This is a genomic window from Lysobacter tyrosinilyticus (assembly GCF_054779815.1).
In genome coordinates this window covers 139,136-158,456 of sequence record NZ_BAAGXN010000001.1, presented here as the reverse complement: position 1 = coordinate 158,456, position 19,321 = coordinate 139,136, and the positions used below count along the sequence as shown (strand labels likewise).

Genomic DNA, 19,321 nt, shown 5'->3' with positions numbered 1-19,321 from the left:
TTCCTGCAATTTCCGTAGTCAGCCCATGTACGAGACCCTGATCGACGCGCTGCGCCGCGGCGCCGCCGCCGAAGCGCTGTCCGCCGCCCGCGAAGCGGTAACCGCCAATCCGAACGATGCGACGGCCCACCGCCTGCTCGGCGCGGCCCTGCAAATGAGTGGTGATCGCGCTGCGGCGCTGCAGGCGGTCGAGGCCGCGCTGGAACTGGCGCCCGACGACTCCGGCCTGCACGTGGAGCGCGCCGCGCTGCTGGTCGGCCGGCATGAACTGGACGAGGCCCAGGCGGCACTGGCCACGGCCGTGGGCCTGGACCCCAACCAGTTCGCGGCCTACGTCATCCAGGGCCAGCTCGCGCTCAGTCGCGGCGACATCGATGAGGCCGACCGCGTCGGACGCCTCGCCGCGCGCATCGCGCCGTCGCATCCGCAGGTCGCCTGCATCCAGGGCATGGTCGCGCTGCGCCGCGGCGATGCGGATCACGCGCTAGCCGTGCTGTCGCGCGCCGCGCAGCAGGCCCCCGAAGATGCCTCGCTGCACAACGCACTCGGCTTCGCCTACATCGCCAAGGGCCACTTCGCGTTTGCCGAACAATGCTTCCGCAAGCAGCTGGAAACGCAACCCGACTCGGTGCCGCTGCGCGCGCTGATCGCGGACGTCGTGCGCCGCCAGGGTCGCGCGGCCGAAGCCGCCGACGAAGCCGCGCCGCTGCTGCAAAGCCATCGCGTCACTCCGGGGCTGCAGCGCGTGATCGGCGAACTCGAACTCGAAGCCGGTCGCAACGAACGCGCGCTGGAGCCGCTCAAGGCCGCCTTCGCTGCGATGCCGCGCGACCTGCGCACGCTGCGCGCGGTGGTGGAAGCCTGGCGCCGCCTCAATGCCGCTGATGAGGCCCGAGCGGCGCTGGATGCGGCGCTGGCGTCGAACGCGGATGAAGACAACCTGTGGCGCGCGCGCCTGGTGTTCGAACCATTCGCCGGTCCGTCGGCACTCGGCATCGTGGAGCGCTGGATGGAAGCCCGCCCCGACCATATTCCTGCGCTGCAGGCGCGCGCGGTCATCCACGACCAGGCCGGCGAAACCGAAGACGCCGATGCCATCGCTTACCAGATCGTGGCGATTGAGCCGGGCCATGCAGAAGCCGAGCTGCGCATCATCGATCGCCTGCTGCGTACCGAACCGACCGCGGCCGTGGCGCGCGTGCGCGATCTGCTGGAGCGCGCCGGAGCCGATGATTCGCGCCAGGTCCTGACCCAGCTGCTGGGTCGCTGCTTAGACGCGGCCGGTGACATCACCGGCGCCGCTGCCGCCTGGACGAGCCTGCATGCCGAAGTCGCCAGCGAGCATCTGCCGCTGCCGCCGCTGACCGAGTCGCTGGGCGAACTGCCGCCGATGGCGCCGCTGCCGGAAGCTACGCCGGGTGTGCTGTGGCTGTGGGGCCCGCCCGGATCGCTGGTCGACCGCATCGTTTCGAACTTCGAATATGCCGGTGCCCCGGTGTGCACCGACCGCTACAGCATCCGGCCGCCGCACGACGCACTGCAGCGTTACGGCACCGCGCAGGAATTGCTCGACGGCAGCCTCGATGGCGGTTTCCTGGTCAACCAGTGGCGCGCCACGCTGCCCAGCCGAGGTGCCACCCAGGGCCCGGTCTTCGACTGGCTGCTGTGGTGGGACAACGCACTGCTGCATGCGCTGCGCCCGCACCTGCCTGAAGCGATGCTGATGTTCGCGTTGCGCGATCCGCGCGACATGCTGCTGGACTGGCTTGCGCATGATTCGCCGCATCGCTTCGCGATCGAGTCGCCCGAGATCGCCGCGCAGTGGCTGGCGGCCGTGCTGACCCAGATCGCAGATCTCGTCGAAGGCAACCTGTTCCCGGCCCAGCTGCTCAAGCTCGATGAACTGGCCTACGACCCGGCCGCCCTCGCCGCGACCCTCAGCCAGGCGTTGAACGTCCAGCTGCCGGCGTTGCCGACGCTGGGCCGCTGGCAGTTCGCTCCGGGCCACTGGCGCGCCTACGCCGAACCGTTGGCAGCCGCCTTCGCCGTGCTGACGCCGGTCGCGGTGCGGCTAGGCTATTCCGAGACCTGATCGCGACACCGCGCATCGATAGCGGCGATCCCCGCGAGGTGGATCGCCGTCGTCTTCAAGGACCACAAGGAATGGAGCCGACCATGAAGATCCACAGCGACAGCTTCCAGCACCGCCAGCGCATCCCCGCCGAATTCGCCGCGGGCCAACCGACGGTGGACGGTTGCGGTTTTGCACCCAATCGCAATCCGCACCTGGCCTGGAGCGAAGCGCCGGCGGGCACGCAGTCGTTCGCGCTGCTGTGCATCGATCCGGATGCGCCCACCGACATCAGCCCCGCGCAGATCCCGGTGGAGCAGCCACGCACTGACTTCACCCATTGGCTGATAGTCGACATTCCCGCCGACGTGCGCGAACTCGCCGCTGCCAGTTGCAGCGACGGCGTCGTGCCGCATGGCAAGGCTGCGCCGAATGGACCCGGCGGCAGTCGCCAGGGCCTCAACGATTACACCGGCTGGTTCGCCAATGACGCCGACATGCGTGGCGACTGGCGCGGCTACGACGGCCCGTTCCCACCGCCGCACGACCTGCGCCTGCATCGCTATTTCTTCCGCGTGTTTGCGCTGGATGTGGCCAGGCTAGACCTGCCCGAGCGCTTCACCGCCGGCGATGTGCTGCAGGCGATGCACGGCCATGTGCTCGGCGAAGCCTCCATCTACGGCACCTATTCGCTCAACCCGTCCGTCAAAGACTGACCGCGTCTTTGTAGAGCGGAGCTTGCTCCGCTGCTCTTCGGTTTGACCGCGAACAAAAGGCAGCCGAGCAAGCTCGGCTCTACAAAGCGCATGACCGCCTTACGGGCGGACCAGTTCCGACTCCACGACCAGATCCAGCACATACGCCACCGATGAGGCGTCTGCAGGCGGATTCTTCACGTTGAACCTCTTCACCCGTAGCACGTTGCGGGTGCCCGGCGCGTGCGTGTAGCCCTCGATCTCCTGGTACAGCGGTTGCCACTCGCCTTGCGAGGCAAGTGTGCCGTTGGCGGCATAACTGCGTTCGCGTACCTGCAGGCACTGCATGTTGGGAATCAGTGGATGCGAGCAGGGCACGCGCTGCGGCGCGACTTCGAAGAACACCGTGGTGCCCGCGCTGCCGTAGCGCGTTTGCGGTGTGGGCATGCCGGTAAACATCAGGGTGTCGCCATTGGCGGCGACCAGTTGCAGCTGCGGCGGGTCGCCGGCATGCAGTTGCGTCTGCAGACTGCCTTGCAGGCGCGCGGCGATAGCCGCATCGAGCTCCATCAGTGAACGGTCCACGCAGGCCATCTCGGTCTGCATCAATGGGCCCACCTGCAGCGTGGTGTTCGCCCGGGAGTAACTGCCGCCGATGCGATTGCAGCCGCCGCTGATGGCGAGGCGGTTCTGCACGAAATCCAGCCGCAATGGGGCCTTGCCGGAAGGCTGCAGCGCGGCGATGGCCTGGCCGTGCGGATCGATCGCGCGGGCCAGATCCCAGTGATACGCGTCGAGTGCAATTGCCGGTGTCGCCGCCGCGGCGGATGGCGTGGTCGTGTTGGCCTCATCGCCGCTACCGGGCGCCGTGCTGCATGCGGTCAGCGCGATAACCAGTACGGCGATGGCAATGCGCGTAGCAATCATGCCGGTCACTCCCTGTGGACTGCCGGCGACGATACCGCCAACGCGCGGCGGGTGTCGTTACTGACCCGCCGGCACCAGCGCCAGCAGCGCGATGCCGAGCACCAGGCGATACAACGCGAACACGGTGAAGCGATGGCGCTGGATGTAGTGCAGCAGCCACTTCACCGCGACAAACGCGGTGATGGCGGAGGCGGCGAAGGCGACACCGAGCGCGGCCCAGTCCTCATTAGCGGCTCCGCCGGTGCCGACCATCTCGATCAGCTCATAGCCGGTGGCGGCAAACATGGTCGGAATCCCGACCAGGAAGGCGAATTCGGTCGCCGCCGCGCGGCTAGTGGTGCCGGCAAGCAGGGCGACGAAGATCGTCGCGGCCGAGCGCGAAGTGCCCGGGAACGCACCCGCGACCACCTGCGCCAGGCCGACCAGGATCGCGACGGACCAGGTGATCGTCGTGCGTTCGCCCAGGGCGGTGGCGCGCAACCCGGCAAAGTATTCGGCGGCGACCATCCACGCCGCGCCGATGATCAGCGCCCAGGCGATCGGCGTGACCGTCTCGGGCAGCTGGAAGCCGAGCTTCTTCATCGCCAGGCCCAGCACCGCGGTGATGCCGAAGGCCATCGCCAGCTTGGCGGCGTAGTCGCGGCTCTCGTGTTCGGTGAAGAACTGCGTGGCCAGCTGCCACAGACGCTGGCGGTAGATCAGCACCACGGCGAGGATCGCCCCGGCCTGGATCGCTACGTTGAACAGGTCGCTGCGATGGCCGAGCCAGCGCTCGGCGATCAGCAGATGGCCGGTGCTGGAGATCGGCAGGAACTCGGTGATGCCTTCGATGATGCCGAGCAGCAGGGCGTGGAGCAGATCGATCATGGGGAAGTGCGGAATCCGGACATGGTGGCGCCGGTCGGAAACCGGCGGCCGCGTTGTGCAACCAAGAAGCGCGACGAAAGGACTAGGCTTTGCGCCGCGAGGGCGGCAAGCATAGCCCACGCGACAGCGCACCAAATAAGTGCAGTTTCGCGACGAGCGCCCCAATTTGATGCAATCAGATCGGCGCCGATTTCGCTATTGCTTGAAAAACAATGAGTTGCGGCGCGAGAAGAATTGGCACGCCGCTTGCTTTAGTAGTTGCCGACGGGCCACCAGCCCCCTTCCAGTCCAGCCTCTCAGATCTGTCCCCGGAGCCGCCATGTCCATCGAACACGTCGAAAAACTCATCAAGGATCACAAGGTCGAATTCGTCGACCTGCGCTTCGCCGACCTGCGCGGCGTGCAGCACCACGTGACCTTCCCCAAGTCGATCGTCGAACCCGGCCTGTTCGAAGACGGCAAGATGTTCGACGGCTCCTCGATCGCCGGCTGGAAGGGCATCCACCAGTCCGACATGGTGCTGCTGCCCGACCCGGCTACCGCCTTCCTGGATCCGTTCACTGCCGATCCGACCCTGGTCCTGACCTGCGACATCCTCGACCCGGCCACCATGCAGGCCTACTCGCGCGATCCGCGCGGCGTCGCCAAGCGCGCCGAGGCCCACCTCAAGGCGTCGGGCATCGCCGACCAGGCCTTCTTCGGTCCGGAACCGGAATTCTTCATCTTCGACAGCGTCCGTTTCGCCAATGAAATGGGCCACACCTTCTTCCACATCGATTCGGAAGAAGCGCATTGGAATTCGGGCCGCGAATACGACGGCGGCAACACCGGCTACCGTCCGATGGTGAAGGGCGGCTACTTCCCGGTCGCTCCGCTGGACTCGCTGCACGACATCCGCGCCGAGATGTGCAAGGCGCTGGAAGCGGTCGGCATCGAAGTCGAAGTGCACCACCACGAAGTGGCCAACGCCGGCCAGTGCGAAATCGGCACCAAGTTCAACACGCTGGTGCAGAAGGCCGACGAGCTGCTGACGATGAAGTACATCATCAAGAACGTCGCGCACCGCAACGGCAAGACCGCGACGTTCATGCCCAAGCCGATCGTCGGCGACAACGGCAGCGGCATGCACGTGCACCAGTCGCTCGCGAAGGACGGCAAGAACCTGTTCTCCGGCGACGGCTACGGCGGTCTGTCGCAGATGGCGCTGTGGTACATCGGCGGCATCTTCAAGCACGCCCGCGCGATCAACGCGTTCACCAACTCGACCACCAACTCGTACAAGCGTCTGGTGCCGGGTTATGAAGCGCCGGTGATGCTGGCCTACTCGGCGTCGAACCGCTCGGCTTCGTGCCGCATCCCGTACGTGGCCAACCCGAAGGCTCGCCGCATCGAGATCCGTTTCCCCGATCCGATGAACACCGGCTACCTGACCTTCGCCGCGCTGATGATGGCCGGCCTGGACGGCATCAAGAACCAGATCGATCCGGGCGCACCGAGCGACAAGGACCTGTACGACCTGCCGCCGGAAGAAGAGAAGAACATCCCGACCGTGTGCCACTCGCTGGATCAGGCCCTGGAAGCGCTGGACAAGGACCGCGAGTTCCTCAAGGCCGGTGGCGTGTTCACCGACGACTTCATCGACGGCTACATCGCGCTGAAGATGCAGGAAGTCACCAAGTTCCGCGCGGCGACGCATCCGCTCGAATACCAGATGTACTACACGATCTAAGGTGTAGGGGCTTCGCTGCGAACGCGGCGAAGCTGCAGCACTCCCTCCCTTGCGCGTAGCGCAGGGGAGGGTTGGGGAGGGGTGCAAGCGCCGCAGGCGCGAGCCGCTCTTGCTGTTGCTCCTGCGCTAGGCAACCGCAGTAGCAACAGCAAGAGCACCCCCTCCCAACCTCCCCCTTGCGCTGCGCGCAAAGGGGAGGGGCAAAAAGCCTGTCTCCCTTCGAATTCGAAGGGAGAAGGCGCAAGCAACACTCCGCCTCACATCGCTGCGCGGCCATTCCCCGCGCAACGCATGCCCGCTCCGGCCTGCGGCACTCCCTGCACGCCCGAGCTTCGCCTCGCATCAAGCGAGCGCATCGTTCCGCCTCGCGGCCCACCCTGCGAGCGCGCATCACCCGTCGCGGCGAGCCCTGCGCGGGACGCACGGTCCCCGTCGCTTCGCAATCTCCATCGCAACCGTGACAACAACGCCGCACAGACGGCGTCGGGCACATGCGTGCCCAGGAACGGTCGCGAGGACGCGCGCGACGCGCACACCGCGCAGCAGTAACGCCACAACGCAAGACGAAGCACCTGACCGGGGAGGGGCCAACTATCAGAGGCCTTAAGTCATGACGCATCGTTTCAACGCCGTTGTTTCATCCATCGCCATTGGCCTGCTGCTCGTCATCGTGAGTGACGCGCACGCAGGCACCATCGGCTCGGTGTCGCTCACCAGCGATTACCTGTTCCGTGGCGTATCGCAGACCGATCAGGAACCCGCGGTGCAGGCGGGCCTGGAATACGCCAGCGCCAACGGCTTTTATGTCGGCAGCTGGGGCAGCAACATCAGCTGGTTGTCGGATCTCAGCGCGGCCGGCGTGCCGGTATCGAGCAGTCTCGAGCTCGATGCCTACGGTGGCTACCGCGGCAAGCTGGGCGACAAGCTCAACTACGACGTGGGCGCGTTGTACTACTGGTATCCGGGCGATTTTCCTTCCGGCTTCAACAGCGCCAACACCGGCGAACTCTATGCCGGCCTCACTGCCGGGCCGTACGCCAACACCACGTTCGGTGCGAAGTACTCGTACGCCGTAACCGATCTGTTCGGTTACGCCGACTCCGACGGCAGCGGCTATCTCGACCTCAACGCCAATTGGGAATTCGTGCCGGGCTGGACGCTCAACGCGCACGGCGGCAAGCAGTGGGTCGCGCACAACGACTTCGCCGAATACGCCGACTGGAAGCTGGGCGTCACCCGGACGTTCGCGAATGGATTCTCGGCTGCGCTCGCCTATGCGGACACCGACGCCGACGAGGCCACCTACACCAACGCCTACGGGCATTTCCTCGCCGAAGACAGCGTCGTGCTGACGCTGACCAAGGCGTTCTGATCAAACACGTGCACTGGAAACCCATGGGAGCCGATCGATGAAACTGATCACCGCGATCATTCGCCCGTTCAAGCTCGACGAGGTGCGTGAAGCGCTCACCGAAGTCGGCGTGTCGGGCATCACCGTCACCGAAGTCAAAGGCTTCGGTCGACAGAAGGGCCACACCGAGCTGTACCGCGGCGCCGAATACGTCGTCGACTTCCTGCCCAAGCTCAAGGTGGAGTGCGCAGTCACCGAAGCATCGCTCGATGCGGCGCTGGAAGCGCTCGCGAATGCCGCGCGGACCGGCAAGGTCGGCGACGGCAAGATTTTCGTACAAGCACTCGAGCGCACGGTGCGCATCCGCACCGGCGAACTCGACGACGACGCCCTCTAACCCGCAAAGCGAGATTCGACATGAATACGAAATCGATCGAAGCCCGCACTCGCGGGCCTGTAGTGCCGAGCCTGCTTGGCACGCTGTTCCATCCGCACACGACCAGGCAAAAGCGTGCCGGACAGGCCCGGCACTACGCGTGGCTTGCGTTGTTGTTGTCCGGCTCGGCGTTTGCACAGCAAACCGCCGCTCCCGTTGCCAACAAAGGCGACACCGCGTGGCTGCTGGTGTGTTCGGCGCTCGTCATCTTCATGACCCTGCCAGGGCTCGCGCTGTTTTATGGCGGCCTGGTACGCAGCAAGAACGTGCTATCGGTGCTGATGCAATGCCTGCTGGTGTTCTCGCTGGTGGCGGTGTTGTGGACGTTGTACGGCTACTCGCTCGCCTTCACGCCGGGCAATGCCTTCATCGGCGACTTCGACCGGGTATTCGCGAAGGGGCTGACCGCAAGCGCGATGGCGGCGACCTTCACCAAGGGCGTGGTCATTCCGGAGCTGGTGTTCTTCGTGTTCCAGGGCGCGTTCGCCTGCATCACCTGCGCGCTGATCGTCGGTGCCTTCGCCGAACGGGTGAAGTTCGCCGGGGTAATGCTGTTCACCGCGCTGTGGTTCACCTTCGCCTACGCGCCGATGGCGCACATGGTGTGGTTCTTCCCCGGGCCAGATGCGTTCACCAGCAACGCCGTCGTGCCGGGCGTGCTCGCGCAATCGGGCTTCCTGTTCGCCAAGGGCGCGCTCGACTTCGCCGGTGGTACGGTGGTCCACATCAACGCGGCGGTCGCCGGCTTGGTGGGCGCGTATCTCACCGGTAGACGCATTGGTTACGGCCGCGAGGCGATCAAGCCGCACAACCTCACCCAGACCATGGTCGGTGCGTCGATCCTGTGGTTCGGCTGGTTCGGCTTCAACGCGGGCTCTGCGCTGGAAGCCAATGCCGTCGCCGCGCAGGCCTTCGTCAACACTTTCCTCGCGACGGCGGCGGCGGTGTTGGGCTGGACCACCGCGGAATGGATCGGCAAGGGCAAGCCGTCGATGCTAGGTGCCGCGTCGGGTGCGGTCGCGGGGCTGGTGGCGATCACGCCGGCGGCCGGTTTCGTCGGGCTGTGCGGCGCGCTGATCATCGGTGCGCTCGCGGGGCTGGTGTGCCTGTGGGGCGTTACCGGATTGAAGCGGCTGCTGGGCGCCGACGACGCGCTCGATGTGTTCGGCGTGCATGGCCTCGGCGGCATTCTCGGTGCATTGCTGACCGGCGTGTTCGCCGCGCCCAGCCTGGGCGGTAGCGGCATCTGGGACTACGTCACCGAGACCGCGTTGCCCGACTACGACATTCTCGGCCAGGTCTGGATCCAGCTACAGGGCGTGCTGGTGACGGTCGCGTTGTCGGGTACGGTCGCGCTGATCGCGTTCCTGATCGTGAAGTACACCGTCGGCCTGCGTGTGAGCGAGGAAGCCGAACGCGAAGGTCTGGACATCTCCTCGCACGGCGAAACCGCGTACGAGCACTGAGCATGGTGAACACACAACAGCCCGGCGAACACCGGGCTGTTGTCGTGTGTAGCGCCGACGCTAGCTGGTCAGTGCTTCCAGGATCAGACAGGCCAGGTCGCGCTTGCGCGGCGACATCCGCCGCACGTAACCGAGGATGCGGCTCTCGGTTTCGTCCTGGGCGAAGTCATGGATCTCGGCGGCGAACTCGAACTCCTGTCCGCTCGGCAATGCCGGCCCGCGTCCGGTTGCAAGCCATTCGAACTGGACCCCGGTCGAGACCGCGATCTGGGCCAGGTGATCGACGCTGGGCGTCGTGCATTCGGTCCGTTCCCATTGCGCCACGGCGCTGCGTTTCACGCCGGTCAGGCCCGCCAGCTGCGCCTGCGACAGCTTGGCGGCGGAACGCGCCCGCCGGATCCGACTCGACATCGAGAGCATCGCTGACCTCCCAACTGCAGATTCCGTTATCGATACTTACCTGTAAGCGATTTTGTCTTCACATCGCTAAGTATCACTAACACTCCTATCAATCCCGCTGCATTAGGAGCCAGTGTTTGCATGGGGGTAGTCAGCCTAACCCCCCCTCTAGGACTTTTCCTCATTGCCGTCCTTTCACGCCCCCGTTTAGCTAAACGCAAGCCGCAGAGGGAAGCGCATCGACCACCAGACTGAGATTGGGTCGTGCGCTACGCAAGTGTCCTCCTGTTGCGGAAATGGCGGTGATGCACGCCGTGGGGTGAAGGAATCGCCTTTCGGCGACGACTGTGGAGTGCCGGGGAAACGAAGCGCAGGAGCGTGCCGGCGGCACTGAGCGGTACGAACACGGGGGAAGGGCGATGGGACAGATTGGTCAGGCTTGCGCGCAAGCGCAACGGCTGCTGCTGCGTGCTGCATGGATCGTGGTCTGCGGTGCCGGACTGGCGCTGGCGGCCGCGGGGCCGGTCCAGGCCCAGAACGGCTGTACCGAAGGCGCGTGCATCGCCGCCGGGCCGCGCCTGGTGTCGGTGGACAGCACGCAGGGGCCGGTGCTCAACCTGCTGTTCTCGTCCCTGCTGCCGGGCACGACCGTCAACCTGACCGTGCTCGACTGGAATGGCCTCGCCGGCGCCGACATCAACCTCAATGCGCTGATCACCCAGCTCGGCACGAACCTGAGCCTGAGCGATCCAAGCCAGGTCCTCAACGCCAACATCACCCTCGCGCAACTGCAGCTGGCGATGGCGCAGGTGCTGGCCGCGGACGGCAATACCGCGGCAGCCAACGCACTCAACCTGCTGCCGCTCAGCGCACCGGGTCTGAGCGGCACCTACAAGCTCGGCGATCTGTTGCAGATCTCGCTGCCGCCAGGCGCGCTCGCGGATGTCGATCTCGACGTGCTCGATCTGATCACCGGCGCGGTGCAGCTGTACAACTTCAGGAACGTCCTGACCACGCCGACGCCGGTGACGGTCAACACGGCCGCGCTGGGCCTGAGCGGATTGGCCAACACGCAGCTGTGGCTGCAGGTGGTCGAGCCGCCGGTCTACACCTGCGGCCCGGAAGGCACGTCCTTCCACAGCGCCGCGATCCGCATCAAGGAAAACACCGATCTGGTGGGCGGCTTTTCGCTGGCGCCGGTGATCAGTGCGATCAACGCACTCGGCGGCCTGAGCAATGTCACGCTGACCCAGAACGTGCTCAAGCTGCAGGTCTACGCCGACGTCGCGCGGGCGGAAGGCACGATCACCGCGATCGATCTGGTCAACAGCGCGGTGACGTTCGAAGCGCGACCGGGTCTGGTCGGGCTGTACGTCGGCACGATCGCCGACGCCGTGTTCTTCAACCGCTCGCAGGTGATCACCGATGCGGTGGTGACGCCGACGCAGCTGACCACGATGAATCTCGGCTTCGACACCAGCATCGCCGGTGTCGGTCTCGTGCATGCGCAGGTGCCGCTGACCGTCACCGTGCGTGCGGCGGCCACCGGCGCACCCGGGCTGGAAACCTTCACCGTCAATGCGCCGTGGCCGCAGACGCGCACCGCGGATAGCGGCACGGTGAGCGCCGGCACCTTGATCGTCGATTTGCTCAACAACCTGGATCTGCAGGTCACCAGCGGTACGCCGACCGTGACGCTGCTGGGTGTGCCGATCGCGGTGCCGCCGGCGCTGGTCCCGATCATCAACAACATCGTCAACACGATCGAGACCCAGCTGCAGAGCCAGGCCAACACCGTGCTGCAGCCGGCATTCAATGCGTTGCTCGGCGGCGTGGTCGACAACCTGCTGGAGCTGCTCGGTATCGGCATCGGCGAAGCGGTGTTCAGCGTCGAAGGCATCGGCCAATCGTGCGCGGCGGTGCTGACGCTGACCAAGATCCTGCAGCCGGCATCGAATCCGGGAGTGTTCAACCTCAGCATCAGCCAGGGCGCGACCGTGCTCGCATCGGCGACCAACGTCGGTGACGGCGGCAACACCGGCAACGTGATCACCACGCCCGGCGGCAGCTACGACCTTGCCGAAGCCGCCGGCACCGCCACCACGCTGACGCCGTACGTGATCACCTGGGCCTGCACCGACCAGGACAACAACGCGATCAGCTCCGGCAGCGGACCCACGTTCGCCGTGACCGCGCCGGCGCTGAGTGCAGCGCCGGTCACCATCACCTGTCGCATCACCAACCGCCTGCGCCAGGCCGATCTCAGCATCAACAAGAGCGATGGCTCGTCCACGTACACGCCGGGCGCAAGCGCGACCTATGTGATCACTGTGTCGAACGCGGGACCCGATGCGGTCACCGGCGCAACGGTAAGCGACACCTTGCCCAATGGCGCGACGCTGTTCGGACCTTGGACCTGCAACGCGACTGCGGGCAGTTGCAGCGCTGCCAGCGGCGGATCCGCAGGTGATCAGAGCATCAGTCTGACCGTCGACCTCACTGCCGGGGGGCAGGCGACGATCAACGTACCCGTGACGTTCAGCGCCAACCCGGCGGCGTACTGACGCCGCCGCACGCAGCAGCGCTCTCCATCGCGAATTCGCAGGGCCTGAATATGGAAACCGTCAGCAAGCATCGCAGCGTACAGGCCAGCTTCCATTCGCGTTGGAAGCGGTGTTGCGTACATGCAACGCACGGACTGGCGCAGACGCTGCTGCTGGTGTTCGCAGTGACGAGCGGTGCGGCCAGTGCGCAGACCTACCCCGACCCGCTGGTGAACACCGCGCAGCTCACGCTGCCTGCGAACATCGACGATCCGAACGCGACCAACAACACCGCTACCGACAGCAATGCGCTCGCCGCGACCGCCGCGCTCGCGGTCACCAAGACGCTGCTGACCGCGTCGCCGGTGAATGCGGGCGGCGCGGTGAGCTACCAGATCGAAGTCACCAACGCAGGTCCGTCGGTGGCGCTGGGCGCGACCGTGCTGGACACCGTGCCAGCGCAACTAAGCAATGTTGGCTGGACCTGTGCAGCCAGTTCGCCGGCCTCGAGTTGCGCCAGTGCGAGCGGCACCGGTGACATCAATCTTTCGGTCGATGTCGCGCCCGGCGACACGATCACGATCGTGGTCAGCGGCACCGCACCGGCGTCCGGCACGGTCAGTGCGAATACGGTGACGATCACACCGCCGCCAGGCACCACCGATCCGGATCCGAACGACAACACCAGCACCGTGCCGCCGATACCGGTGACGCCGATCGCGGATCTGGCGGTAGTGAAGACGCTCACCAGCGCCTCGCCGGCACCGGCGGGCTCGACGGTCGGCTATCAGATCGTGATCAGCAACAGCGGTCCGTCCGATGCGATCGGCGCGGCGATCGCCGACACGGTTCCGGCAGAGCTCACCAATGTCAGCTGGACCTGCGTGGCCGCGGGCACGTCGAGTTGCGGCACGTCCAGCGGCACGGGCAACAGCATCAGCCTCAGCGCGAATGTCGCTGTCGGCGTGGGCAATACGGTCACGATCAATGTCAGCGGCACCGCGCCTGCGTCCGGCACCATCGGCGCGAATACGGCGACGGTCACGCCTCCGGTCGGCACCACCGATCCGGCTCCGGGTAACAACACCAGCACCACACCGCCGGTACCGGTCGCCCTGGTTGCCGACCTCGCGGTGGTGAAGACGCTGACCAGCGCGTCGCCGGCGCCTGCGGGCTCGGCCGTCACCTATCAACTCGTCATCAGCAACAGCGGTCCGTCCGACGCGATCGGCGCGACGATTGCCGATACGGTTCCGGCCGAACTCACCAACGTCAGCTGGAGCTGCATCGCCGCCGGCACGTCGAACTGCGGCAGCGCGAACGGCACCGGCAACGCCATCAGCCTCACCGCCGATATCGGCGTGGGCGCGGGCAACACCGTCACCATCAATGTCAGCGGTACCGCGCCGACTTCGGGCACGATCGGCGCGAACACCGCGACCGTGACGCCGCCGGGTGGCACCACCGATCCGGATCCGGGCGACAACACCAGCACCACGCCGCCCGTGCCGGTCGCGCTCGTCGCCGATCTGTCGATCGTGAAGACGCTGACCAGCGCGTCGCCGGCACCGGCAGGTTCCACCGTCAGCTATCAGATCGTGGTCAGCAACAGCGGTCCGTCCGCTGCGATCGGCGCCAGCATCGCCGACACGGTTCCTGCCCAACTCACCAACGTTAGCTGGACCTGCGTCGCCGCCGGCACGTCGAACTGCGGCAGCGCGAGCGGCACCGGCAACGCCATCAGCCTCACCGCCGACATCGGTGTGGGCGCCGGCAACACCGTCACGATCACCGTGAGCGGCACCGCGCCGGCATCGGGCACAATCGGCGCGAACACCGCGACGGTGACGCCACCGGGCGGCACCACGGATCCCAATCCGGGCGACAACACCAGCACCACACCGCCGGTGCCGGTCGCGCTCGTCGCCGATCTCGCCGTGGTGAAGACGCGGAGCAGCGCGTCGCCGGCACCGGCCGGTTCGACCGTCACGTATCAGATCGTGGTCAGCAACGGCGGTCCGTCCACAGCGATCGGCGCCACCATCGCCGATACCGTTCCGGCGGCGCTGACGAATGTCGCCTGGACCTGCGTCGCCGGTGGCACGTCGAGTTGCGGCACGCCCAGCGGTACCGGCAATGCGATCAGCCTGAGCGCGAATGTCGGCGTCGGCGCGGGCAATACGCTCACCATCACCGTCACCGGCACCGCGCCGCTGGGCGGCACGATCGGCGCGAACACCGCGACGGTCACGCCACCGGCGGGCACGACCGATCCGAATCCGGGCGACAACACCAGCACCACGCCGCCGATTCCGGTCACGCCGCGCGTCATCGTCGCCAACGACGACAACGCCGGTCCGGTGAACGGCAGCACCGGCGGCACCGCGGTGATCAACGTGCTCACCAACGACACGCTCGGCGGTGCGGCGGTGAATCCGGCCGAGGTCACGCTGACTCCGACCAACGCCGGCCCGATCACGATCAACCTCGACGGCACGGTCGACATCGCGCCGAATACGCCGGCCGGTACCTACACCGCGACCTATCAGATCTGCGAGAACCTCAACCCGGGCAACTGCGACAGCGCGACCGTCACCGTCGTCGTCGCGGCGGCAGTCATCGACGCCGTCGACGATGCCGGTGCGACCAGCACCGCCGGCGGTGTCGCCGTCGCCAATGTCCTGGCGAACGACACGCTCAACGGCGCAGCGGCGACCACCGCCACCATCACGCTCACCCAGCAGAGCAGCAGCAGCCCCAACGTCAGCCTCGACACCACCACCGGTGCGGTGAATGTCGCCGCGGGCACCGCGGTGGGCACCTACACGCTCACCTACCGGATCTGCGAACCGCTCAATCCGACCAACTGCGATATCGCCACCGTGACCGTCACGGTCGCGGCGATTCCGATCGTCGCCAACGACGACAACGCCGGCCCCGTCAACGGCAGCACCGGCGGCACCGCGATGATCAACGTGCTCACCAACGACACGCTCGGTGGCGTGGCGGTGAATCCGGCCGACGTCACGTTGACCCCGGCCAACGCGGGCCCGATCACGATCAACCTCGACGGCACCGTCGATGTCGCACCGAATACGCCGGCTGGCACCTACACCGCCACGTACCAGATCTGCGAGAACGCCAACCCGAGCAACTGCGACAGCGCCACCGTGACGATCACCGTCGCCGCGGCGGCAATCGATGCGGTCGACGACAGCGGTTCGACGCCGTCGACCGGCGGCACCGCGGTCGCCAACGTGCTGGTCAACGACACGCTCAACGGCGCTGCGGCGACGACCGGCAACGTCACGCTCACCCAGCAATCCAGCAGTAGCGCGAACGTCAGCCTCAACACCGCGACCGGCGCGGTGACGGTGGCGGCGGGCACGGCGGCGGGCACCTACACGCTCACCTACCGGATCTGCGAGCAGCTCAACCCGACCAACTGCGACACCGCGACCGTGACGGTGACCGTCGCCGCCGCGGTCATCGACGCGATCGACGACAACGCCGGCCCGGTCAATGGCAGCACGGGCGGCAGCGCGGTCATCAACGTGCTCACCAACGACACGCTCAATGGCGCCGCGGTGAATCCGGCCGACGTCACGCTCACCCCGAGCAATTCGGGCCCGATCACCATCAACCCCAACGGCAGCGTCGATGTTGCGCCGAACACGCCGGCGGGCACCTACACCGCGACCTATCAGATCTGCGAGATCGCCAATCCGACCAACTGCGACAGCGCCACCGTGACGATCACCGTCGCCGCGGCGGTGATCGATGCGGTCGACGATGCCGGTACGACCACGTCGCTTGGCGGCACCGCCGTCGCCAACGTGCTGGGCAACGACACCCTCAACGGCGTCGCCGCCTCGACCGCCAACGTCACGCTGACCCAGCAGTCCAGCAGCAGCCCCAACGTCGTGCTCAACACCACCACCGGTGCGGTCACCGTTGCACCGGGTACGGCCGCGGGCAGCTACACCCTGACCTACCGGATCTGCGAGCAGCTCAACCCGGGCAATTGCGATACCGCGACCGTCAGCGTCACCGTCACCGCGGCCACGATCGTCGCCAACGACGACGTCGCCGGTCCGATTCCGGGTGCCAGCGGCGGCACCGCGGTCGTCAACGTGCTGAGCAACGACACGCTCGGCGGTGTCGCGGTGAATCCGGCCGCGATCACGCTCACGCCGACCAATGTCGCGCCGCTCACGATCAATCCCGACGGCACGGTCGATGTCGCGCCGAACACGCCGGCCGGCACCTACACCGCGACCTACCAGATCTGCGAGATCGCGAATCCGGGCAACTGCGACACCGCCACCGTGACGGTCACTGTTGCTGCGGCGGTGATCGATGCGGTCGACGACGCCGGCACCACCACCTCGCGCGGTGGCACCGCGGTCGCCAACGTGCTGGGCAACGACACCCTGGGCAGCCAGGCGGCGACGCTCGCCAACATCACGCTCACGCAGCAGTCGAGCAGCAGTCCCAACGTCAGCCTCAATACCGGCACTGGCGCGGTCACCGTCGCCGCAGGCACGGCCGCGGGCACGTACACGCTGACTTACCGGATCTGCGAACAGCTCAACCCGGGCAACTGCGACACCGCCACGGTCACCGTGACCGTGACCGCTCCGGTGATCGACGCGGTCGACGACAGCGCCGGGCCGATCAGTGGCACCACCGGCGGCACCGCAGTCGTCAACGTGCTCACCAACGACACGCTCGCCGGCGTCGCGGTGAATCCGGCCGAGATCACGCTGACCCCGACCAGCGTCGCCCCGGTCACGATCAATCCCGACGGCAGCGTCGATGTCGCGCCGAATACGCCGGCCGGCACCTACACCGCCACCTACCGGATCTGCGAGAACGTCAATCCGAGCAACTGCGACACCGCCACCGTGACGATCACCGTTGCGGCCGCGCCGATCGACGCGGTGGACGACGACGCACGCAGCACGCCGGTCAACGGTTCCAACGGCGGTGTGGCGGTCGCCAACGTGCTCGCCAACGACACCCTCGGCGGCGCCACGGCCACCACCGGCAACGTGCTGCTGAGTTTTGTCAGCGCCTCCAACCCCGGCATCACACTCGACACCACCAGCGGCGCAGTGTCGGTCGCCGCCAACACGCCGGCCGGCACGCACACGCTGACCTATCGGATCTGCGAACGCCTCAACCCCAGCAACTGCGACACCGCGGTGGTGACCGTTGCGGTCACCGCGGCCGCGATCGATGCGATCGACGATGACGCCGGCACCTGGGACGGCGCCACCGGCGGCAATGGCGTGATGAACGTGCTCGGCAACGACACCCTCAACGGTGGCGTGGCGAACATGGGCAACGTGACGCTCACGTCCACGCCGACCGGTCCGCTCACCATCCACGGCAACGGCATGCTCGACGTCGCGCCGCGTACCCCGGCCGGCACCTATCGCGTCCCGTATCGCATCTGCCAGACGATCAATCCGTCCAACTGCGACACCGCGATCGCCACGGTGGAACTCACCGGCGAAGCCCTCGCGCTGCGGCTGACCAAACAGGCGCTGCAGCGTCGGGTGAAGGTGGGCGAACTGGTGCGCTACACGCTCACCATCGAGAACACCGCCTCGGTCGACGCCATCGACGCGATGCTGGTGGACACGCTGCCGGCGGGCTTCAGCTACGTCGACGGTTCGCTCGCGGTCGATGACGGCGACGATGCCGGTCAGCTCGTCGGCACGCGTCCGCTCAGCATCGGTGGTCTGGATATTGCGGCCGGCAGTCGCGCCACGATCAGCTACTACCTGCGCGTCGGCGCCGGTGTCGGCCCGGGTATCCGCACCAACCGCGCCGTGGTGCAGGACCTGACCGGCCAGCCGATCAGCAACATCGCCACGGCCGATGTCGAAGTTGTCGGCGATCCGCTGCTCGAAGACAGCCTGATCGTCGGCAGCGTGTTCGACGACCGCAACGGCAACGGCGTGCAGGACCTGGGCGAACGCGGCGTCCCGGGCGTGCGCATCGCCTCGATCGAAGGCCTGGTGGTCGAAACCGATGCGATGGGTCGCTACCACCTCGTGGGCATCCCGGGAGGCGCCTTCAGTCGCGGTCGCCTGTTCATCCTCAAGGTCGATCCGAGCACGCTGCCTGCCGGCACCACCTTCACCACCGAAAATCCGCGCGTGCGCCGCATCACCCCGGGCCTGCCGGTGCGCTTCGACTTCGGCGTGAAGCTGCCCGAGGGCGTCATCGGTGGTGGTCAGGGGCAGGTCGACATCGAACTGGGCGAAGTGATCTTCGCGCACAACAGCGCGGAGATTCCGGAGATCTCCGCGGACATGCTCGATCGCATCGCCGCGACCGTGCGCGAGCACAAAGGCGGCCGCATCAGCATCGTTGCGCGCGCGGACGGCGAACTGCTGGCGTTCCAGCGGGCGCAGGCCGTGCAGGATGCACTGCGGCAACGGCTGGATACGAAGCTGAGCGAGCAGACGCGGATCGAAGTCGCGACCGAGGTCGATCCGCTGCAGCCGCTGATCAGCCTCGATCAGGCCATCGGTTTGAACAACATCCTGTTCGACACCGACAAGGCGAGCATCCGGCCGCGCTATCGGGCGCTGATTCGCGAGATCGCCCGCACGATCAGCAAGCGTGGCCAGGGCCTGCTCGAAATCCAGGGGCATGCCGACCTGCGCGGCAGCGACGACTACAACCAGCGACTGGGCATGCGACGCGCGCGTGCCGTCTTCGATGCGATCGCAGCCGACCTCACACCCGAGGTGCGGCAACGATTGCGGATCGACGTCGAAACCGCGTCAGGCGCCGTTGTTGGCGCGAGCAATCGCTGAG

Annotated in this window: 11 protein-coding genes; 8 read left to right on the top strand and 3 right to left on the bottom strand. The window is 66.7% G+C overall.

Annotation, left to right across the window (positions count from 1 at the left end; genetic code table 11):
- Window positions 1-25 precede the first annotated feature (25 nt).
- Window positions 26-2,092: a tetratricopeptide repeat protein gene (locus ACYVGK_RS00655; protein ID WP_460731296.1), complete on the top strand. Its 2,067-nt coding sequence runs from the start codon at window positions 26-28 to the stop codon at window positions 2,090-2,092.
- Window positions 2,093-2,175: 83 nt separating this feature from the next.
- Window positions 2,176-2,787 (top strand): YbhB/YbcL family Raf kinase inhibitor-like protein, encoded by a 612-nt coding sequence (locus ACYVGK_RS00650; RefSeq protein ID WP_460731295.1) that lies wholly within the window; start codon window positions 2,176-2,178, stop codon window positions 2,785-2,787.
- 99 nt (window positions 2,788-2,886) lie between these two features.
- Here ACYVGK_RS00650 and ACYVGK_RS00645 read toward each other — a convergent pair whose 3' ends face one another.
- Both ACYVGK_RS00645 and ACYVGK_RS00640 read right to left on the bottom strand, forming a co-directional pair.
- On the bottom strand, window positions 2,887-3,693 hold the full coding sequence (locus ACYVGK_RS00645; RefSeq protein WP_460731294.1) for a DUF4377 domain-containing protein: 807 nt from the start codon (window positions 3,691-3,693) through the stop codon (window positions 2,887-2,889).
- Between the two features lie 57 nt (window positions 3,694-3,750).
- The gene (locus tag ACYVGK_RS00640) at window positions 3,751-4,560 is read right to left on the bottom strand and encodes an undecaprenyl-diphosphate phosphatase (protein WP_460731293.1); all 810 of its coding nucleotides are present in this window, start codon (window positions 4,558-4,560) and stop codon (window positions 3,751-3,753) included.
- Window positions 4,561-4,879: 319 nt separating this feature from the next.
- Here ACYVGK_RS00640 and glnA point away from each other — a divergent pair, with 319 nt between their 5' ends.
- The 4 genes from glnA (at window position 4,880) to ACYVGK_RS00620 (ending at window position 9,542) form a co-directional block, all read left to right on the top strand.
- The gene (gene glnA, locus ACYVGK_RS00635) at window positions 4,880-6,289 is read left to right on the top strand and encodes a type I glutamate--ammonia ligase (RefSeq protein ID WP_460731292.1); all 1,410 of its coding nucleotides are present in this window, start codon (window positions 4,880-4,882) and stop codon (window positions 6,287-6,289) included.
- A 610-nt stretch (window positions 6,290-6,899) separates the two neighbouring features.
- Complete coding sequence (locus tag ACYVGK_RS00630; protein ID WP_460731291.1) at window positions 6,900-7,661, top strand: TorF family putative porin; 762 nt, start codon at window positions 6,900-6,902, stop codon at window positions 7,659-7,661.
- A 37-nt stretch (window positions 7,662-7,698) separates the two neighbouring features.
- On the top strand, window positions 7,699-8,037 hold the full coding sequence (locus ACYVGK_RS00625; RefSeq protein WP_460731290.1) for a P-II family nitrogen regulator: 339 nt from the start codon (window positions 7,699-7,701) through the stop codon (window positions 8,035-8,037).
- Between the two features lie 20 nt (window positions 8,038-8,057).
- Entirely contained in the window at window positions 8,058-9,542 is a 1,485-nt protein-coding gene (locus tag ACYVGK_RS00620; protein ID WP_460731289.1) for an ammonium transporter, read from the top strand.
- A 60-nt stretch (window positions 9,543-9,602) separates the two neighbouring features.
- On the opposite strand, the gene ACYVGK_RS00615 is transcribed toward ACYVGK_RS00620, so the two are convergent.
- Complete coding sequence (locus tag ACYVGK_RS00615; protein ID WP_460731288.1) at window positions 9,603-9,962, bottom strand: helix-turn-helix domain-containing protein; 360 nt, start codon at window positions 9,960-9,962, stop codon at window positions 9,603-9,605.
- Window positions 9,963-10,360: 398 nt separating this feature from the next.
- On the opposite strand from ACYVGK_RS00615, the gene ACYVGK_RS00610 reads away from it, so the two are divergent.
- Both ACYVGK_RS00610 and ACYVGK_RS00605 read left to right on the top strand, forming a co-directional pair.
- Window positions 10,361-12,505, top strand: coding sequence for a hypothetical protein (locus ACYVGK_RS00610; protein WP_460731287.1), 2,145 nt, complete (start codon window positions 10,361-10,363; stop codon window positions 12,503-12,505).
- Between the two features lie 50 nt (window positions 12,506-12,555).
- Complete coding sequence (locus tag ACYVGK_RS00605; protein ID WP_460731286.1) at window positions 12,556-19,320, top strand: OmpA family protein; 6,765 nt, start codon at window positions 12,556-12,558, stop codon at window positions 19,318-19,320.
- Window position 19,321 lies beyond the last annotated feature (1 nt).